Origin of the sequence: Vibrio sp. J1-1, assembly GCF_021728395.1 — a bacterium.
Classification (GTDB): domain Bacteria; phylum Pseudomonadota; class Gammaproteobacteria; order Enterobacterales; family Vibrionaceae; genus Vibrio.
Window position 1 is genome coordinate 313,984 of record NZ_JAKKCM010000003.1, and the last position, 17,431, is coordinate 331,414.

Genomic DNA, 17,431 nt, shown 5'->3' on the forward strand with positions numbered 1-17,431 from the left:
ATCTGCGCGATTTCCTGCTAAAAATTCATCACACATAAGAAAAACTGCGTGACTCTGCACGCTTTGCAATCAACTTTCTTGTCAAAGAAAAAAAACTCGTTAATTTTGTTATTTCTATCGAATTTAACGCCTTAACCGTTTTTAACGAGAACCTTGGCAGCAATAAATATTTTTTTGCTGCCCTTTATGAGTTGCAATCTTATCCATGTTCAAATTCTACAAAAAACAGAAGTTTAAGCGTCTACAAAGCACGCTGATGACTGCGTTTCTTGTCCTCAGCCTTACGCCTCTAACCATTACCGCGTTTTTTTTCCTGCAGTCACACAGTCAAGATCTGCAAGAACAGAGCACGTCACACCTTTTGTCAGTTAGAGATACCAAACAGCAGCAGATTGTTGATTACTTTGAAGCACGCGAAACCGAAGTGATGGGCTTTGTCCGTTCGGAGTTAGCCTATGCCAGCGGTGGACGCTTCTATGGTTTAGTTAATGCATTCAGTCGCTTAGGCAATGACATTGAAGAGTCACGGCAAAATGCACAGCAACGTTACATACAAGGCAGTGGCGATCAGATAAAAACGTCAATATTGCCAGAGTCATCTAACTATGTAGGCAGTGAGCGCTATCGCCTGCTACACAAACGCTATCATTGGGCGTATTTAGAACTTCTTAAACGCTCTGAATTCAATGACATATTGTTAATCGATATTAACGGCAACGTTACTTACTCAATTAACAAAGATGATAATTACGGTACGAATCTTCTCACTGGTCGCTATAAAGATTCCGCGCTAGGTAAAGCGTTTCAGCGTTTGGCCGACGATGTCAGTGAGCGCCGTAAAGTGAACGAAGACTACACTCCAATCCTTATCTCTGACTTTGAACTGGAAAATGGCAAGCAAGTTGCCTGGCTTGGTGCTCCTATCGTTCAACAAGGATATCTACACAGCTATGCCATGTTCCGGTTGTCAAACAACGGCATCACTAAATTAGTAGCAGACAAAAACCGCGAGTCACCGATTGAGACACTGTTAGTCGGAGGCGATCAACAACCTCGTACAATCAACACCAAACTAGGTGATATCCAAAACAGTATGGAAGTCATCAGTCAGGCGCTTTCTGGTCAAACAAACGTAGGCACTTATACAAACGGGCTCGATGAAGCGATTATCGCCGCCTATGCACCAGTTAAGACTCGTGGCGTGAACTGGGCGTTGGTCGTGCAATTACCAGAGAAAGACGCCTTTTCTCGTATTCACCGGTTGGAAAAACTCTTCGTTATTGCGATGCTCACGGCGATCATATTGGTTGTGATTGCCTCGCACTATTTATCGAATTTTATTACCTCGCCACTGCTCAAGCTAACCTGGGCAGCAGAGCGAGTATCAGCAGGCGACTTGGACGAGACAACATTTGATACCGTCAGAAAAGACGAAATTGGTCGCTTAGCCATCAGTTTTGAGCGTATGCAACGTTCCATTCGTGAAAAAATTCAGACGATCAAGACGCAAAATGAAGAGCTGGAAAGCAACATCCGTTTGATTCAAAAACAAAATGACGAATTACAACTCGCAGACAAGCTAAAAGATGAGTTTCTGGCAACGACCTCTCATGAACTGCGTACTCCTTTACACGGTATGGTTGGTATTGCCGAGTCCTTGATATCCGGAGCCAACGGTACGATTCCGGCAAACCAGAAGTATCAGCTTGATATTATCATCAAAAGTGGCCAGCGTTTGGCTAACCTAGTCGACGACTTACTGGACTACCATAAAATGCGTTACGGTAGCATGGATATCCAAAAGTCGGCGGTCAGTCTAGCGAGTTCAACCCGACTGGTTCTGGAATTGTCCAGTCATTTACTTGGCAACAAGACCATCCGAATCATCAACCAGGTACCTAATGATCTCAAAGCAGTATCAGCAGATCCGCAACGACTTGAACAGGTGCTTTACAACCTGATAGGTAACGCAATTAAGTACACATCTGAAGGTAAAATCGTTATTTCAGCAGGAGTTGTTGACGATCTAGTCCGCGTTCAAGTGGTCGATACCGGACAAGGTATTCCTGCAGAACACCTTGAACACATCTTTGAACCTTTAATTCAGGCTGGACAGGATGAAAGTCGCTATCGTCAAGGTGCTGGATTAGGCTTATCAATCAGCCGCCAGTTGATTGAGCTAATGGGAGGTTCGTTATACGTAAGTAGCCAACCAATGGTAGGGACCACATTCAGCTTCACTTTACCTCTCGCCAGTGAAGAAGAGATTCTGGCCACGCAGACACTGACTGCCTGCGGGCATTTCCAGGCGCCTGAAATCAACTTGGACAACACCGATGACCTATCGCTGCCAGAGAACCCGGATGGCCCATTGCTTTATGTAGCAGACGACGAACCAGTCAACCTGCGAGTACTTGAAAGCTTTTTACGCTTAGAAGGCTACCGTGTACGAACCGTTTCTGATGGCCCAGAAACTTTAGCTCTTGTCGAACAAGAAAAGCCGGAACTGTTACTGCTCGATATCATGATGCCAGGAATGAGTGGCTATCAAGTATGTAGTGAACTGCGTCAAACCTATGATCATGCTGAGCTGCCAATCATTATGCTAACAGCATTAAGTCAAACCGAAGACCGTGTTAGAGGTTTTGAAGCGGGAGCAAACGATTATTTGTCGAAGCCTTTTAACAAACAAGAGCTTGCAGCCAGAATTAAAGCTCATTTAACCGCAAGCAAAGCAGAGATGCGTCATATTGAGAATAAGATACTTGAGTCGGAACTTCGTCAAAGAGCTGAAGTTGAAGCGAGCTTACTTGAAACTCAGGGTCGTTTGCTAGAACAACTTGAATCCGCTCCTGAGGCCATCATCTGCTTACGCGAAGATCAGCGCATTCGATTTGCCAACGAAGCTGCATGTAAGCTCTTTAAGCGTAGCTTAGAGCAAATTAAACGTTCTTCAGCTGACGAACTTATTGCTCCAAAATTTCTGACCGTTAAGCAACCACACTATTGCGGGAAAATTGATATTTATATAGAGGACATTCGCCAAAATATTGAAGCCGATATTCTCAAGCTCCCTGAAGGTTCTGGCCTAGACGTTATGTACATATTCAATGTTGGCGGTGGCGTAAATACAGCCCGTACTCACAATCTGGAAACGGCAGTAGAAGTGCTTTCTCGCTATGCGTTTGACGGCGACAAAGAGCAGCTACAGAAGCTTAAAGAACTTGGAGGCGAGTTCACTCGACTGGCAGATAAAGCGTTAGGTAATCAAAAAGACAAGCAGGAAGTGATGCGTGAAGTACTGGTCGAGGCGATGACTCATGCTTTGGAATACTGGGAGTCTGTGACTGGCGAAAGTAAGTTTACCTTTGCCGAGCAAAGTGGCCTTTGGCGTGTCTACCTAGATAGAAGTACGCTACAAACCCGTACTCTAGATAAATACATGCGCATTGAAACCTTACCTAAAACTCCGCGCTGGAGAACAGTTTTAAGCTCTATCGAGTTCATCCTTGAGCATTGTAAAGAACAAAGTCCGGAGCGTGCTTACATTGAAGCACAGCGCGATAAATTGCAAAAGTTACTTACCAGCTAGAAACACTAGGTAATAACGCTCCGTTTCACAGCCCCTAATAATTCGATACAGATTATTGGGGGCTTTTTATATCCAAGTAAAGTCGAACGTTCTATCGCTTCATTTCAACTCAAAGCTAAGCAGGGTTTTAGTGGCCTGTAACCTATCTCATTAGCGAAGCAATACTTCAAATCATCAAGGTAGGAAAATAAATTGATAGCATCCCCATCCACTTTATTTTCAAAGTAAACAAAGTATATTAATCAACTATTCACAACGAAAATCAGGCTAATTCTTCACCATTAAAAGCATAGATTTATAAACTAATAGCACAGATTGCGAAGTCAATCACAACAGAACGGCAGATTAAATTTCACCTTATAAATTAACATGAACGCTGCAAGTGAGATAGATCACGAAGCTCAAGAAATCAACCTCAACATCCATAATTAAACAACTAACAGGTAAGTAACCACTAACAATAAGTGTATGTATGGATACAAGCTGCGACGCATATCAAGGTTTAGTTTTCAGCCAAAGTTGGTTTAAAAGCAAACAAAATGACGTTTGTAACGTGATACTCACTCTTTTTGACGTTTTTAACGGGATACGAGTTTGATTATTTTAAGGATAAGGTGTTTTCTTACTCCTGCCTAAGCCCTACAGGCCACTCTATACGTGACAAAGGTGAAAAAGCTTAAGTTGCAGTAACACTAGAGGTAGGTCTTGGCGAGTGTTTATCAATTGATGACATTCAATTCCATATAGTGAAATGAAGCAAACAGTAAGGAACAGCTATGCTTGCCAATATTAAAAAAACAGCACTAGCAACAGCAATAATTGCTACAGCTACTACAGGTTTTGCATCGGTAGCAACTGCGGCAGAACGCAGTGAACTGACTATCCACCCTAAAGAGTTTACAACGTTTGTCCGTAACTTTAACCCTTTCTTGGGTGCAACTAACCTGCACACAACAACCGACTTTATCTACGAGCCTCTTGTTGTTTTCAACGAAATGCACGGTAACACACCAGTATTTCGTCTAGCAGAAAACTTCCAAATGGCTGACGACCTAATGAGCGTGACTTTCGATATTCGTAAGGGCGTGAAATGGTCTGATGGTCTGGCGTTCACTGCTGATGATGTAGTTTACTCTTTCAACCTAGTAAAAGAGAAACCTGAACTAGACCAATCAGGTATCAACTCTTGGGTTACTAGCGTAGAGAAATTGAATGACTACCAAGTTAAGTTCCGCCTAACAGAAGCAAACTCAAACGTTCCTTACGAAATTGTTAAAGTACCTGTAGTACCTAAGCATGTATGGAGCAAAGTGAAAGATCCATCAACGTTCACGAATGAAACCCCTGTAGGTACTGGCCCATTTACCGAAGTTGATACTTTCACGCCTCAGCTTTACATCCAGTGTCAAAACCCGAACTACTGGGATGCTGATAACTTAGAGGTTGATTGTTTACGTGTACCGCAAATCGCGAACAACGACCAATTCCTGGGCAAAATCGTAAACAGTGAAATGGACTGGACTTCTTCTTTCGTACCAGACATCGATCGTACATACGCAGCAGCTAGCCCTAGCCACCACTACTGGTATCCGCCATCAGGTACACAAGCGTTCGTAGTGAACTTCAAAAACCCAGATGCGGCGAAGAGCGAAGCACTGACCAACGTCGACTTCCGTCGTGCGTTCTCTATGGCACTTGACCGTCAAACTATCATTGACATCGCTTTCTACGGTGGTGGTACGGTGAATGACTTTGCTTCAGGTCTAGGCTACGCATTCGAAGCTTGGTCTGACGAAGCAACCCACAACAAATACAAAGGCTACAACACGTACAATGTTGAAGGTTCTAAAGAACTTCTAGCTAAAGCTGGCTTTAAAGATGTAAACAAAGATGGCTTTGTAGACACACCATCAGGTAAGTCTTTTGAGCTTCTGATTCAATCTCCAAATGGTTGGACAGACTTTAACAACACAGTACAACTGGCTGTTGAGCAACTAGCAGAAGTTGGCATCAAAGCACGTGCTCGTACTCCAGACTTCTCGGTATACAACCAAGCGATGCTTGAAGGTACTTACGACGTAGCATACACAAACTACTTCCACGGTGCCGATCCACACCTATACTGGAACAGCTCTTATAACTCAGAGCTACAGTCTGGCGACGGTATGCCTCGTTTCGCGATGCACTTCTACAAAAACGAAGATCTAGACAAACTACTTAACAGCTTCTACAAAACGGCTGATAAGCAAGAACAGCTAGAAATCGCACATGGTATCCAAAAAATCATCGCGAAAGATCAAGTAACTATCCCTGTGTTGTCTGGTGCTTACATGTACCAATACAACACCAAACGCTTCACTGGTTGGTGGAACGAAGAAAATCCTAAGGGCCGTCCAAACATTTGGGCTGGTATCCCTGAGCGTCTACTTCACGTACTGGACCTAAAACCAGTTAAATAAGTAGAAGTTCATTTCTAGCGGCATACACCTGTATGCCGCCTATAAAAATCCCCTCATTACGGAACCAATTTATGGCGCTCGTCGTCAGGGGATTTCTCGCTCTAAATTTCGCTAGGAGCGACCTGTAACCAGAAACAGAAAAAAATATCTGGGTGAGTAAGGTGTAAGTTATGGGTTATTTTTTAAGACGTTTGTCGTTCTATCTTGTCGCGCTCTTAGTTGCAGCGACGTTAAACTTTATTATTCCGAGAGCAATGCCTGGTGACCCAGTTACCATGATGTTTGCTAACGCTTCAGTACAGGTAACGCCAGAACGAATCGCAGCGATGAAAGAACTGCTAGGTTTTGTTGATGGTCCTATTTATATCCAATACCTGTCATACATCAAAAACATTCTGAGCTGGGAGCTCGGTACTTCAATTCAGTTCTACCCACTTTCAGTCAACTCTTTGCTTGGTAGTGCCTTTGGTTGGTCACTTTTCTTAGCCGGTACTGCGGTTGTACTTTCGTTTTCTATCGCATCTGTGCTAGGCATTTTTGCAGCATGGAAACGTGGCAGCAAATACGATGCGTTTGTTACGCCGGGTACTCTTATTATTCAAGCTATTCCGCAAATGGTTATCGCAATGCTAGCACTATTTACCTTTGCGATTGGCTTGAAGTGGTTCCCATCTGGTTACGCGTACACTCCAGGTACCATTCCGGACTGGACAAACTGGGAATTCATTAAGAATGTCGGTTACCACGCAATACTTCCTCTATTCTGTGCAACCATCGTTCAAATTGGTGGCTTCCTCGTCAACATGCGTAACAACATGATCAACCTGTTGGCTGAAGACTACATCACAATGGCTAAGGGTAAGGGATTAAGTGAAAACCGTGTGGTATTCAATTACGCAGCACGTAACGCGTTACTTCCAAGCGTAACGGCACTTTCGATGTCTTTGGGTATGGCGATCGGTGGTCAGCTAATCATCGAAATGATCTTCAACTATCCAGGCTTAGGCACCGTCCTACTGAATGCGATCCACGCTCGTGACTACCAAGTACTTCAAGGTCAGTTAATTATCATGACGATGTTCATGCTTTGCTTCAACCTGATGGCTGACATGCTGTACATGATTCTAGATCCTCGCTTACGTACCGGAGGCAAATAATCATGAAAGAACTCTTTAAACTTATTTTAGGTAACTCATTCGCACGTATTGGCCTTGGCATCGTTACCCTATTCATTTTCGTCGCTATCGCAGCACCTTTAATTACTAAGCATGCGCCAGACAAACGCACAGGCAACCCACATGAATACCCTGGATTTGTTGTAAAGCAGGCACAGAGCAACCCTGATGGCTGGGTTGCAAATAATCTAGCAGATGACCGTCGTACCCTGCTTATGTCGAAAAAGGCTGACCATGTCTTAGGCACCAGCCGTATGGGTCGCGATATCTGGTCACAAGTTGCTTACGGTGCTCGCGTATCACTCGGTGTGGGCTTCGGCGCGGGAATTATTGTCTGCTTCTTAGCTACGGTTATCGGGATCTCTGCTGGGTACTTTGGCGGCAAAGTCGATGATGTTTTAAGTGCAGCCATGAACATCATGCTGGTGATTCCTCAATACCCATTGCTGTTCGTTCTCGCTGCCTTTATCGGTGAAGCAGGCCCACTCACCATAGCCTTAATTATCGCAGGAACTTCCTGGGCATGGGGGGCGCGTGTTGTCCGTTCACAAACTATGGCTCTACGCGAAAAAGAATTCGTTAAAGCAGCAGAAGTTCTGGGTGAGTCTTCATTCCGAATTATCTTTGTTGAGATTTTGCCAAACCTAATTCCTATCGTAGGTGCAAGCTTTATCGGTTCCGTCATGCTGGCCATTAACACAGAAGCCGTTATCTCATTCTTGGGATTAGGCGATGCAAACACCATCAGCTGGGGCATCATGCTTTACAACGTTCAAACCTCGTCAGCCATGCTGATCGGTGCATGGTGGGAAGTATTAGCACCTTGTATTGCTTTGACTGTACTAGTGACTGGCCTTGCTCTACTGAACTTTGCGGTCGACGAGATTGCTAACCCTCAGCTTCGCTCTCACAAAGGTATGAAACGCTGGAAGAAACTAGCAGCAAAAGACAAGAAAGAGCGTGAGCCTGAATTGGCACCACAAAATGCACTATGGAGCGGAGATAAATAATCATGACTGCACCACTAATTTCTATCCGTAACCTATGCGTAGATTACATTACAGATGCGGGCGACGTCCGTGCTTGTAATAACGTCAGCTTTGACATTGCACCAGGCGAAGTTTTTGGTCTGGCCGGAGAATCTGGCTGTGGTAAATCAACCGTTGCTTTCTCGCTAATGCGTCTACATAAGCCGCCAGCATTCATCTCCGGAGGCGAAGTCATCTTCAATGGTGAAAACATCCTTCAATACAGTGATAGCCGCATGCAATCATTCCGCTGGAGTGAAATGTCAATGGTGTTTCAAAGCGCGATGAATGCACTGAACCCTGTTCTGACAATGGAAGAGCAGTTCTGCGATGTCATTATGCGCCATACCAACCTGACCCGTGAACAAGCAAAAAAACGCGCAGAAGGTTTACTGGAAATCGTCGATATTCACCCTAGCCGACTGAGTGACTTCCCTCACCAGTTTTCTGGTGGCATGCGTCAACGCTTGGTGATTGCTATCGCTTTGGCTCTGAATCCGAAAATGATCATCATGGATGAACCAACAACCGCACTTGATGTGGTGGTTCAACGTGAAATATTGCAAAAAATTTACGCTCTTAAAGAAGAGTTTGGCTTCTCAATTCTGTTTATTACCCACGACTTATCGTTGATGGTTGAGTTTTCCGATCGCATCGGAATCATGTACTCAGGTGAACTGATTGAAGTCGCACCTTCAAAGCAAATTTTGGAAAGTCCTTACCACCCATACACGAAAGGTTTGGGTAGCTCTTTCCCTCCACTAACAGGTCCAAAGACCAAACTGACGGGTATCCCGGGAAACCCTTTGAACTTGCTTGAAATACCGCAAGGTTGTCGTTTTCAGGCTCGCTGTGACCGTGTCCACGAAGCTTGCACGAAAATACCAACGCAGTTGCGTCAGATAGAGCCAAGTCGTTTCTCAAACTGCCACTTGTACGGCGAAACCATTGCTCAGGCTAAGGTTTAACACCCCGAAATCACGTTAGCTACGAACAAAATTACACTGGAGAGAATTATGAGCAAACAACTCGGCGAGTTGCTGATTGAGGGTAAAAATGTCGTTAAGGACTTCCCGCTAAATAGCAATTCTATCAAGCAGTCCAAGATGCGTGCGATTAACGACGTATCATTCAAAATGTATAAAAGCCGCGGTTTGTCTGTTGTAGGTGAATCTGGTTCAGGTAAATCTACAACCGCAAAAATGATTGCGAAAATGTATGCCCCTTCGGAAGGCGTCATTGAATACAAAGGACGTGATATTCAAGACATTCAATCAAGACATGATTTAATGTCTTACCGAGAAGGAGTACAAATGGTATGGCAAGACCCGTTTGGCTCACTCAACCCGACACACAACATTTTCCACCACATTGCACGACCACTGCTTATTCATAAAAAGGTGCCACCGAGCAATAAGAAAGAACTCGAAGAACGCGTATATGACTTACTGGAACAAGTGGGTCTTATTCCGCCTAAAGAGACCGCGCAGAAGTTCCCCCACCAGCTTTCCGGTGGTCAGCGTCAGCGTGTAAACCTAGCGCGTAACATCGCTGTTGGTGCTGAAGTCGTATTAGCAGACGAACCAACCTCAATGTTAGATGTATCGATTCGAGCTGGTGTTCTTAACCTGATGGAAGAGATGAAGTTCGAGAAACAAATGTCTCTGCTTTACATCACCCACGATATCGCAACAGCGCGCTACATCGCTGAAGATTTAGCAGTGATGTACGTCGGCCACATGGTGGAATGGGGAGACACAGAAGAAATCATTCATGATCCTCAACACCCATACACCCAATTGTTGGTTTCTGCAGTACCCGATCCATCTAAATCAATTCACGAGAAACTCAAAGGAAACAAAGGAGAAATCCCACTCTGGACGCCAGAATCAGTCGGTTGTCCATTTTCGGGACGCTGTGTGCACGCAACAGATAAATGTCGCCAACAATTACCAGGCGTTACCCAACTATCTGAAAACCACTTTGTCCGTTGTTACTTATTTGAAGACTAGGCATAACTAGGGCCAGATAAAGCTGGCCCATTTCCATTTTTATTGTTTCGCGGAGACATTAAATGCTGCTACTGACTAATCACATTGGTTATGAGCGTCTGGGGCCGAAAAAAGCGGTGATACAGACAGAACAATCACACTTGTCTTCTGATACTGCCACACTGGTGTGTGCCAAAAGCGAGCAAATCGTTGCTACCTTTTCGGTAAAAGAGCAAGGGAAAGTAGCGAATTGGCATCAGGGGTATTTTTATCTTATCGACTTTTCGTCCTTTGAGATTCCCGGCCACTATTACCTTCGCTTTGATAACGTATGTTCTTCTCAGCTAGAAATTGCTGAACATATCCTTCTGGATCGCACACTATCCGACGTTATCCATTACTTTAAATCTCAGCGTTGCGGCGGCATTTTCGATCATGCCGATCGTCAGGCTACGCTATTGAACTCCGAACAGACGGCCGATGTCCATGGCGGTTGGTACGATGCGTCTGGTGACGTAAGCAAATATCTGAGTCACCTTTCGTACGCAAACTACCTTAATCCTCAACAAACCCCAATGGTGGTTTGGAACATGCTGAAAGGACTTTCTCTGCTCCAAACTAGCGAAAGTATTGCCGCATTCACTCGCACGCGCCTTATTGAAGAAGCATTATTTGGTGCAGACTTCCTTGTTCGCATGCAAAACGAGAAAGGCTTCTTTTACATGACGGTATTTGATAAATGGAGCAAAGATACCGCCCAGCGGGAGATTTGTGCTTTCGAAACTCAACTTGGTCACAAGTTCGAGGATTATCAAGCGGGGTTCAGACAAGGTGGCGGCGTGGCGATTGCAGCTCTTGCCACTGCATCTCGTTTAGATATTCATGGAGAATTCGATCAACAGCAATACCTTAATACTGCAGAGAATGGTTACTGGCACTTAAAAGAGCATAACGAACAATATCTCAATGATGGTGAAGAGAATATCATCGACGAGTACTGTGCTCTGCTTGCCAGTGTTGAACTGTTTAAAACCACCAAAGAAAGCCGTTACTTGAACGAAAGTCGTTTGTGGGCTTCACGTCTGGCTGGACGTCAAATGAGTGATGATAAATTCAATCACTATTGGTCAGCCAACCAAGATGGTAGCCGCCCTTACTTCCATGCATCGGAAGCTGGATTGCCAGTTATTGCGCTGTGTGAATACCTATCTATAGAAGACAACTCCGAGTTGGCAGCGTCCATTAAACAGTCTGTCAATCTGGCATGCGAATTTGAATTGGGAATCACCAATAGTGTCGCCAACCCATTTGGCTATCCTCGTCAATATGTCAAAGGCGTTGAAGAAGAGAAACGTGATGCATTCTTTGTCGCCCACAACAACGAATCTGGCTATTGGTGGCAAGGAGAGAATGCACGCTTGGGTTCATTAGCAACGATGGCATACCTTGCCCAACCTTATATCGAATCCCAGGAAATACAACAACAGCTGATATGTCTCGGGCAAGATGCACTCAACTGGATCGTAGGTTTGAATCCATACGACATGTGCATGCTCGATGGCCATGGGCGAAACAACCCAGACTACCTCCCTCAGTATGGGTTCTTTAACGCAAAAGGCGGGATCTGCAATGGCATCACTGGCGGTTTTGAAGACGAAGATGACATCGCCTTTAATCCACCAGCACAAAAAGACGACACCCTACAAAACTGGCGTTGGGGTGAACAATGGATCCCACATGGCGCATGGTACTTACTCGCTATCATGAGCCAAGCTCACCATCTATCACATATGGCGAAAGCCAAAGAAGTTACGGAGTAATCACCATGGCTATATATTTTGTCGGTATTGACGGTGGCGGTACTTCTTGCCGCGCCCGCATTAAAGATGCCGAGGGTAATTTTCTTGGTGAAGCGAAAACCGGCAGCGCCAACATCATGCTTGGCGCTGAAGTTGCGATGGCTTCTGTCATAGAGTCAATTACATTAGCAGCTAAGCAAAGCGGATTATCTCAGCAAGACTTTTCATCTATGCATGTTGGGCTAGCACTAGCAGGGGCTGAACACAAAGCGTCTTGGAATGCTTTTATGTCTCTCTCCCACCCTTTTGCCAGCATGACATTAAACACAGATGCCTATGGTGCCTGTATCGGCGCACATAATGGGCAAGACGGTGCCATCATGATTGCTGGTACTGGATCTTGTGGCATCTACCTCAAAGGGTTGGAACAGCATGTTGTCGGGGGTCGAGAGTTTCCGATCTCAGATCAAGGTAGTGGTGCTGTCATGGGGCTGCGCTTAATTCAGCAGGTCTTACTGGCGGAAGATGATATCCGAGAGAAAACACCGCTTGCCCAGCACGTTATGGCGCACTTCGAAAACAACGTAGACAATGTCGTGGCTTGGTCAAAACAAGCACTACCTCGTGATTACGGTCAGTTTTCTCCGGCTATTTTCCAGCATGCACAACAAGGCGATACGCTCGCTATTGAAATGTTAAAACAGACTGCTGCGGATATAGAAATGTTTCTCATGGCACTTAACAGGCGTGGAGCGACCCGTATTTGTTTAATGGGAGGCATTGCTGAACGCATTCTCCAATGGCTATCTCCGCCCGTTCAAAAATGGATCGTTGAACCTCAATTTGATGCGATTGAAGGCGCCATTATGTTTGCTGGAAAGCCTGAACATAACCTTTACTCGCTATCGGTAGAATAGGAGGAGATATGGAATATCGCGTTGACCTCGTTGTCCTATCTGAGCTAAAGCAAAATTGTCGCTTTGGACTGACGTTTCATAACCTAAGTGACCAGGATCTTCATGACTGGCACCTGACGTTTGCTTTCGATCGCTACATTTTACCTGACAGTGTATCTAACGGTGTGCTTACCCAAACTGGTAGCTTCTGTACATTAAAGCCCGAAGGTATGGTGCTGGCGGCAAATCACAATTTCTATTGTGAGTTCAGTATTGGTTCAGATCCATTTCGCTATTATTCAGACGGATTAAAAGAAGCTCTGGTTGATTTTGTCGTCAATGGTAATGAGCAGCGAGTCGAGGTTGACGTAACACCTATCGTTCTGGCTTCGCCATACCGAGAGCGCAGTGCTATCCCATCGAGCCAGGTTCAAGCTCAGCCTCTCTTACCAAAGCCAAATCAGATTGAAGTTAAAGACAGTTACTTTTCTCTTCATCGCTTTGTTGGTATCGGTACTTACTCAGATTTAGCCGTATCAGCAAAAAATTGGTTGCTCGATGAACTAAAACGTATTCACCAATTTGAGCTTACGCCATCGAATAACAGCCAGGTTATCTTTAAAAGTAACCCAACCTTAGATAAAGGTGCGTATCGTCTCAAAGTAACCGAAGAGTCGATAAAAATAGAGGCGGGTTCAACGTCGGGGTTCACCCATGCTAGCGCGACCCTACTGCAACTTATCCGACGAAATTTGGAAGACAATTCTATGGAAGTTGTCTGCTGCTCAATTAAAGACAGACCTCGTTTCAAATATCGTGGAATGATGCTTGATTGTGCACGCCACTTTCATTCTGTAGAGCAAGTGAAACGTCTCATCAACCAACTGGCTCACTACAAATTTAACACCTTCCATTGGCACCTTACGGACGATGAAGGCTGGAGAATTGAGATTAAATCACTGCCAGAGCTGACCAACATCGGCGCATGGCGTGGGTTAGATGAAGCCGTAGAGCCGCAATATACGCACTTGTCTCAGCGTTACGGTGGGTTTTATACCCAAGAAGAAATAAAAGAAGTGGTTTCCTATGCAGCGCTACGCAGTATTACCGTCATACCGGAAATTGATGTGCCAGGTCACTGCCGTGCAGCCATTAAGTCACTGCCTCACCTGCTTGTAGAAGCAGAAGATACCACCGAATATCGCAGTATTCAGCATTACAACGACAACGTCATTAACCCAGCGCTACCGGGCAGTTACGAATTTATCGACAAAGTGCTGGAAGAGGTCGCCGCTTTGTTCCCAGCGCCGTATATCCACATTGGTGCCGATGAAGTACCACATGGAGTCTGGTCGAAAAGCCCGGCCTGTCAAGCTTTGATGGAGCAAAATGGTTATAGCGACTACAAAGAGCTACAAGGCCATTTCTTACGTCATGCGGAAGATAAACTTCGCGAGCTTGGTAAACGAATGTTGGGGTGGGAAGAAGCGCAGCATGGCAACAAAGTGAGTAAAGATACCGTTATCTATTCATGGCTAAGTGAAGAAGCAGCACTTAATTGTGCTCGCCAAGGCTTCGATGTGGTGCTTCAACCCGCCCAAACCACTTACTTGGATATGACGCAAGATTACGCACCAGAAGAGCCCGGAGTGGATTGGGCAAACCCGATACCACTGGAAACAGCCTATAGCTACGAACCATTAGCACAAGTGCCAGATGACGATCCGGTTCGAAAACGTATTCGGGGCATTCAGGCCGCGCTTTGGTGCGAAATCATCAATAACCAGCCACGTATGGACTACATGATCTTTCCTCGCCTGACGGCATTAGCAGAAGCATGTTGGACCGATAAACAGCACCGGGACTGGACAGATTACCTATCACGTTTGAAAGGACACCTTCCACTGCTCGACCTGCAGGGAGTGAACTACCGCCAGCCGTGGAAGTAACGTAAAGCTACGCTACGACATCGCGCTTTCAAGAATTTTTTTAATTTTTGGCTGCTCAGCAGCTTTGTAAAAAGGAACTACACAAATGAAATACGGCTATTTCGATAACGAAAATCGTGAATATGTCATTACTCGTCCAGATGTACCTGCCCCTTGGACTAACTACTTGGGTACTGAAAAGTTCTGTACGGTTATTTCACACAATGCGGGTGGCTACTCATTCTACAACTCACCAGAATACAACCGTGTAACCAAATTTCGTCCAAACGCGACGTTTGATCGCCCAGGACATTATGTTTACCTACGCGATGACGAGACTGGTGACTACTGGTCAATCTCTTGGCAACCGGTAGCGAAAAGCCTAGACGAAGCGAACTACGAAGTTCGTCACGGCTTGTCTTACTCTAAATTTAAATGTGAATACAGCGGTATCACCGCGACGAAAACGCTCTTCGTGCCAAAAGGTGAAGATGCTGAGATCTGGGATGTAGTGATTAAAAACACCTCAGACAAACCACGTACTATCAGTGCATTCTCATTCGTTGAGTTCTCGTTCAGCCACATTCAGTCAGACAACCAAAACCACCAGATGTCTTTGTACTCAGCAGGCACAGCGTACAAAGATGGCGTAATTGAATACGACTTGTACTACAACACCAACGACTTTGAAGGTTTCTACTACCTAGCGTCAACGTTTGATCCAGACTCATACGATGGTCAACGTGACAGCTTCCTCGGCCTATACCGTGATGAGGCTAACCCACTAGCGGTCGAACAAGGTAGTTGCTTCAACACTGCGCAGACTTGTTACAACCACTGTGGCTCTCTGCACAAGCAATTTACTATCCAGCCAGGCGAAGAAGTTCGTTTCGCTTACATCCTAGGTATCGGCAAAGGCAATGGTGAGCGTCTACGTGCGAAGTACCAAGACCTAGCAGAAGTGGATAACGCGTTTGCTGGCATCAAAGCACACTGGGATGAGCGTTGTGGCAAGTTCCAAGTAAAATCGCCAAACGAAGGTCTGGATACCATGATCAACGCTTGGACGCTATACCAAGCAGAAACGTGTGTGGTTTGGTCTCGTTTTGCATCATTCATCGAAGTTGGCGGGCGTACAGGCCTTGGCTACCGTGATACCGCGCAGGACGCGATTTCAGTACCACATGCAAACCCAGCGATGACACGTAAGCGCATTGTTGACCTACTACGCGGTCAGGTGAAAGCGGGTTACGGTCTACACCTATTCGATCCAGATTGGTTCGATCCAGAGAAAGCTGACGTTAAACCGTCTAAATCTCCAACGGTGGTTCCTACGCCTTCTGATGAAGACAAGATCCACGGCATCGAAGACACCTGTTCTGATGACCATCTATGGTTAGTGCCAACTATCTGTAAATACGTGATGGAAACGGGAGAGCACAGCTTCTTCAACGAAGTTATCCCTTACGCTGATGGTGGCGACGCAACCGTATATGACCACATGAAAGCAGCGCTAGACTTCTCTGCAGAATACGTAGGTCAAACCGGTATCTGTAAAGGCCTACGTGCAGACTGGAACGACTGTCTAAACCTAGGTGGTGGCGAGTCATCAATGGTGTCTTTCCTACATTTCTGGGCGCTGCAAGAGTTTATCGACCTAGCAAAATACCTAGGTAAAGACGCTGACGTTAAGAAATACACCGAGATGGCGGCAAACGTTCGCGAAGCGTGTGAAACTCACCTGTGGGACGAAGACGGCGGTTGGTACATCCGTGGTTTAACCAAAGATGGCGACAAGATAGGTACTGCACAGCAAAAAGAAGGTCGTGTACACCTGGAGTCGAACACGCTGGCAGTTCTGTCTGGTGCAGTATCTCAAGAACGTGGTGAGAAAGCGATGGACGCTGTCAATGCAAACCTATTCTCTGAGTACGGACTACACCTCAACTCCCCGTCGTTTGCCACTCCAAATGACGATATCGGCTTCGTAACTCGCGTATACCAGGGCGTAAAAGAGAACGGTGCTATCTTCTCTCATCCAAACCCTTGGGCGTGGGTAGCAGAAGCGAAACTGGGTCGCGGTGACCGTGCGATGAAGTTCTACGACGCACTCAACCCATACAACCAAAATGACATCATCGAAAAACGTATCGCAGAACCTTACTCGTACGTGCAGTTCATCATGGGCCGTGACCACCAAGACCATGGCCGTGCAAACCACCCATGGTTAACCGGTACATCAGGTTGGGCTTACTTTGCGGTGACTAACTTTATCTTGGGAGTTCGTACTGGTTTCGACGGCCTGACAATCGACCCATGTATTCCGACTCACTGGCCTGGTTTTGAAGTCACTCGCCAATGGCTTGGCGCGACTTACAACATCAAAGTAGAGAACCCGAATTCCGTCAGCAAAGGCGTAAAATCTATCACCATCAACGGTGAAGCGGTATCTGGCGTGGTGCCTGTACAAGCGGAAGGCAGTGTTAACGACGTTGTCGTTGTTCTTGGCTAATTAAGCTCGGAGCCTCCTCGTGAGGCTCCAGCGATGAATTAAGGATTATAA

General features: G+C 45.6%; 10 protein-coding genes. All 10 read left to right on the plus strand.

From position 1 onward, the window contains the following. Positions 1–205 precede the first annotated feature (205 nt). Positions 206–3,592, plus strand: a complete 3,387-nt coding sequence (locus L3V31_RS06310; RefSeq protein ID WP_237315267.1) for a response regulator — start codon at positions 206–208, stop codon at positions 3,590–3,592. A 776-nt stretch (positions 3,593–4,368) separates the two neighbouring features. After that, a complete protein-coding gene (locus L3V31_RS06315; protein WP_237315268.1) occupies positions 4,369–6,051 on the plus strand; it encodes an ABC transporter substrate-binding protein in 1,683 nt (560 codons plus the stop codon). A gap of 170 nt (positions 6,052–6,221) precedes the next feature. Further along, a complete protein-coding gene (locus L3V31_RS06320; protein WP_237315269.1) occupies positions 6,222–7,208 on the plus strand; it encodes an ABC transporter permease in 987 nt (328 codons plus the stop codon). Positions 7,209–7,210: 2 nt separating this feature from the next. Further along, a complete protein-coding gene (locus tag L3V31_RS06325) occupies positions 7,211–8,236 on the plus strand; it encodes an ABC transporter permease (RefSeq protein ID WP_237315270.1) in 1,026 nt (341 codons plus the stop codon). A 2-nt stretch (positions 8,237–8,238) separates the two neighbouring features. Next, positions 8,239–9,222 (plus strand): ABC transporter ATP-binding protein, encoded by a 984-nt coding sequence (locus L3V31_RS06330; protein WP_237315271.1) that lies wholly within the window; start codon positions 8,239–8,241, stop codon positions 9,220–9,222. A 48-nt stretch (positions 9,223–9,270) separates the two neighbouring features. After that, the gene (locus tag L3V31_RS06335; protein ID WP_237315272.1) at positions 9,271–10,266 is read left to right on the plus strand and encodes an ABC transporter ATP-binding protein; all 996 of its coding nucleotides are present in this window, start codon (positions 9,271–9,273) and stop codon (positions 10,264–10,266) included. 62 nt (positions 10,267–10,328) lie between these two features. Beyond that, positions 10,329–12,065: a glycoside hydrolase family 9 protein gene (locus L3V31_RS06340; RefSeq protein WP_237315273.1), complete on the plus strand. Its 1,737-nt coding sequence runs from the start codon at positions 10,329–10,331 to the stop codon at positions 12,063–12,065. A 5-nt stretch (positions 12,066–12,070) separates the two neighbouring features. Beyond that, complete coding sequence (locus L3V31_RS06345) at positions 12,071–12,961, plus strand: N-acetylglucosamine kinase (RefSeq protein ID WP_237315274.1); 891 nt, start codon at positions 12,071–12,073, stop codon at positions 12,959–12,961. A gap of 8 nt (positions 12,962–12,969) precedes the next feature. After that, entirely contained in the window at positions 12,970–14,889 is a 1,920-nt protein-coding gene (locus tag L3V31_RS06350) for a family 20 glycosylhydrolase (RefSeq protein ID WP_237315275.1), read from the plus strand. A gap of 85 nt (positions 14,890–14,974) precedes the next feature. Further along, a complete protein-coding gene (locus L3V31_RS06355; RefSeq protein ID WP_237315276.1) occupies positions 14,975–17,380 on the plus strand; it encodes a N,N'-diacetylchitobiose phosphorylase in 2,406 nt (801 codons plus the stop codon). The last annotated feature ends 51 nt before the right edge of the window (positions 17,381–17,431 follow it).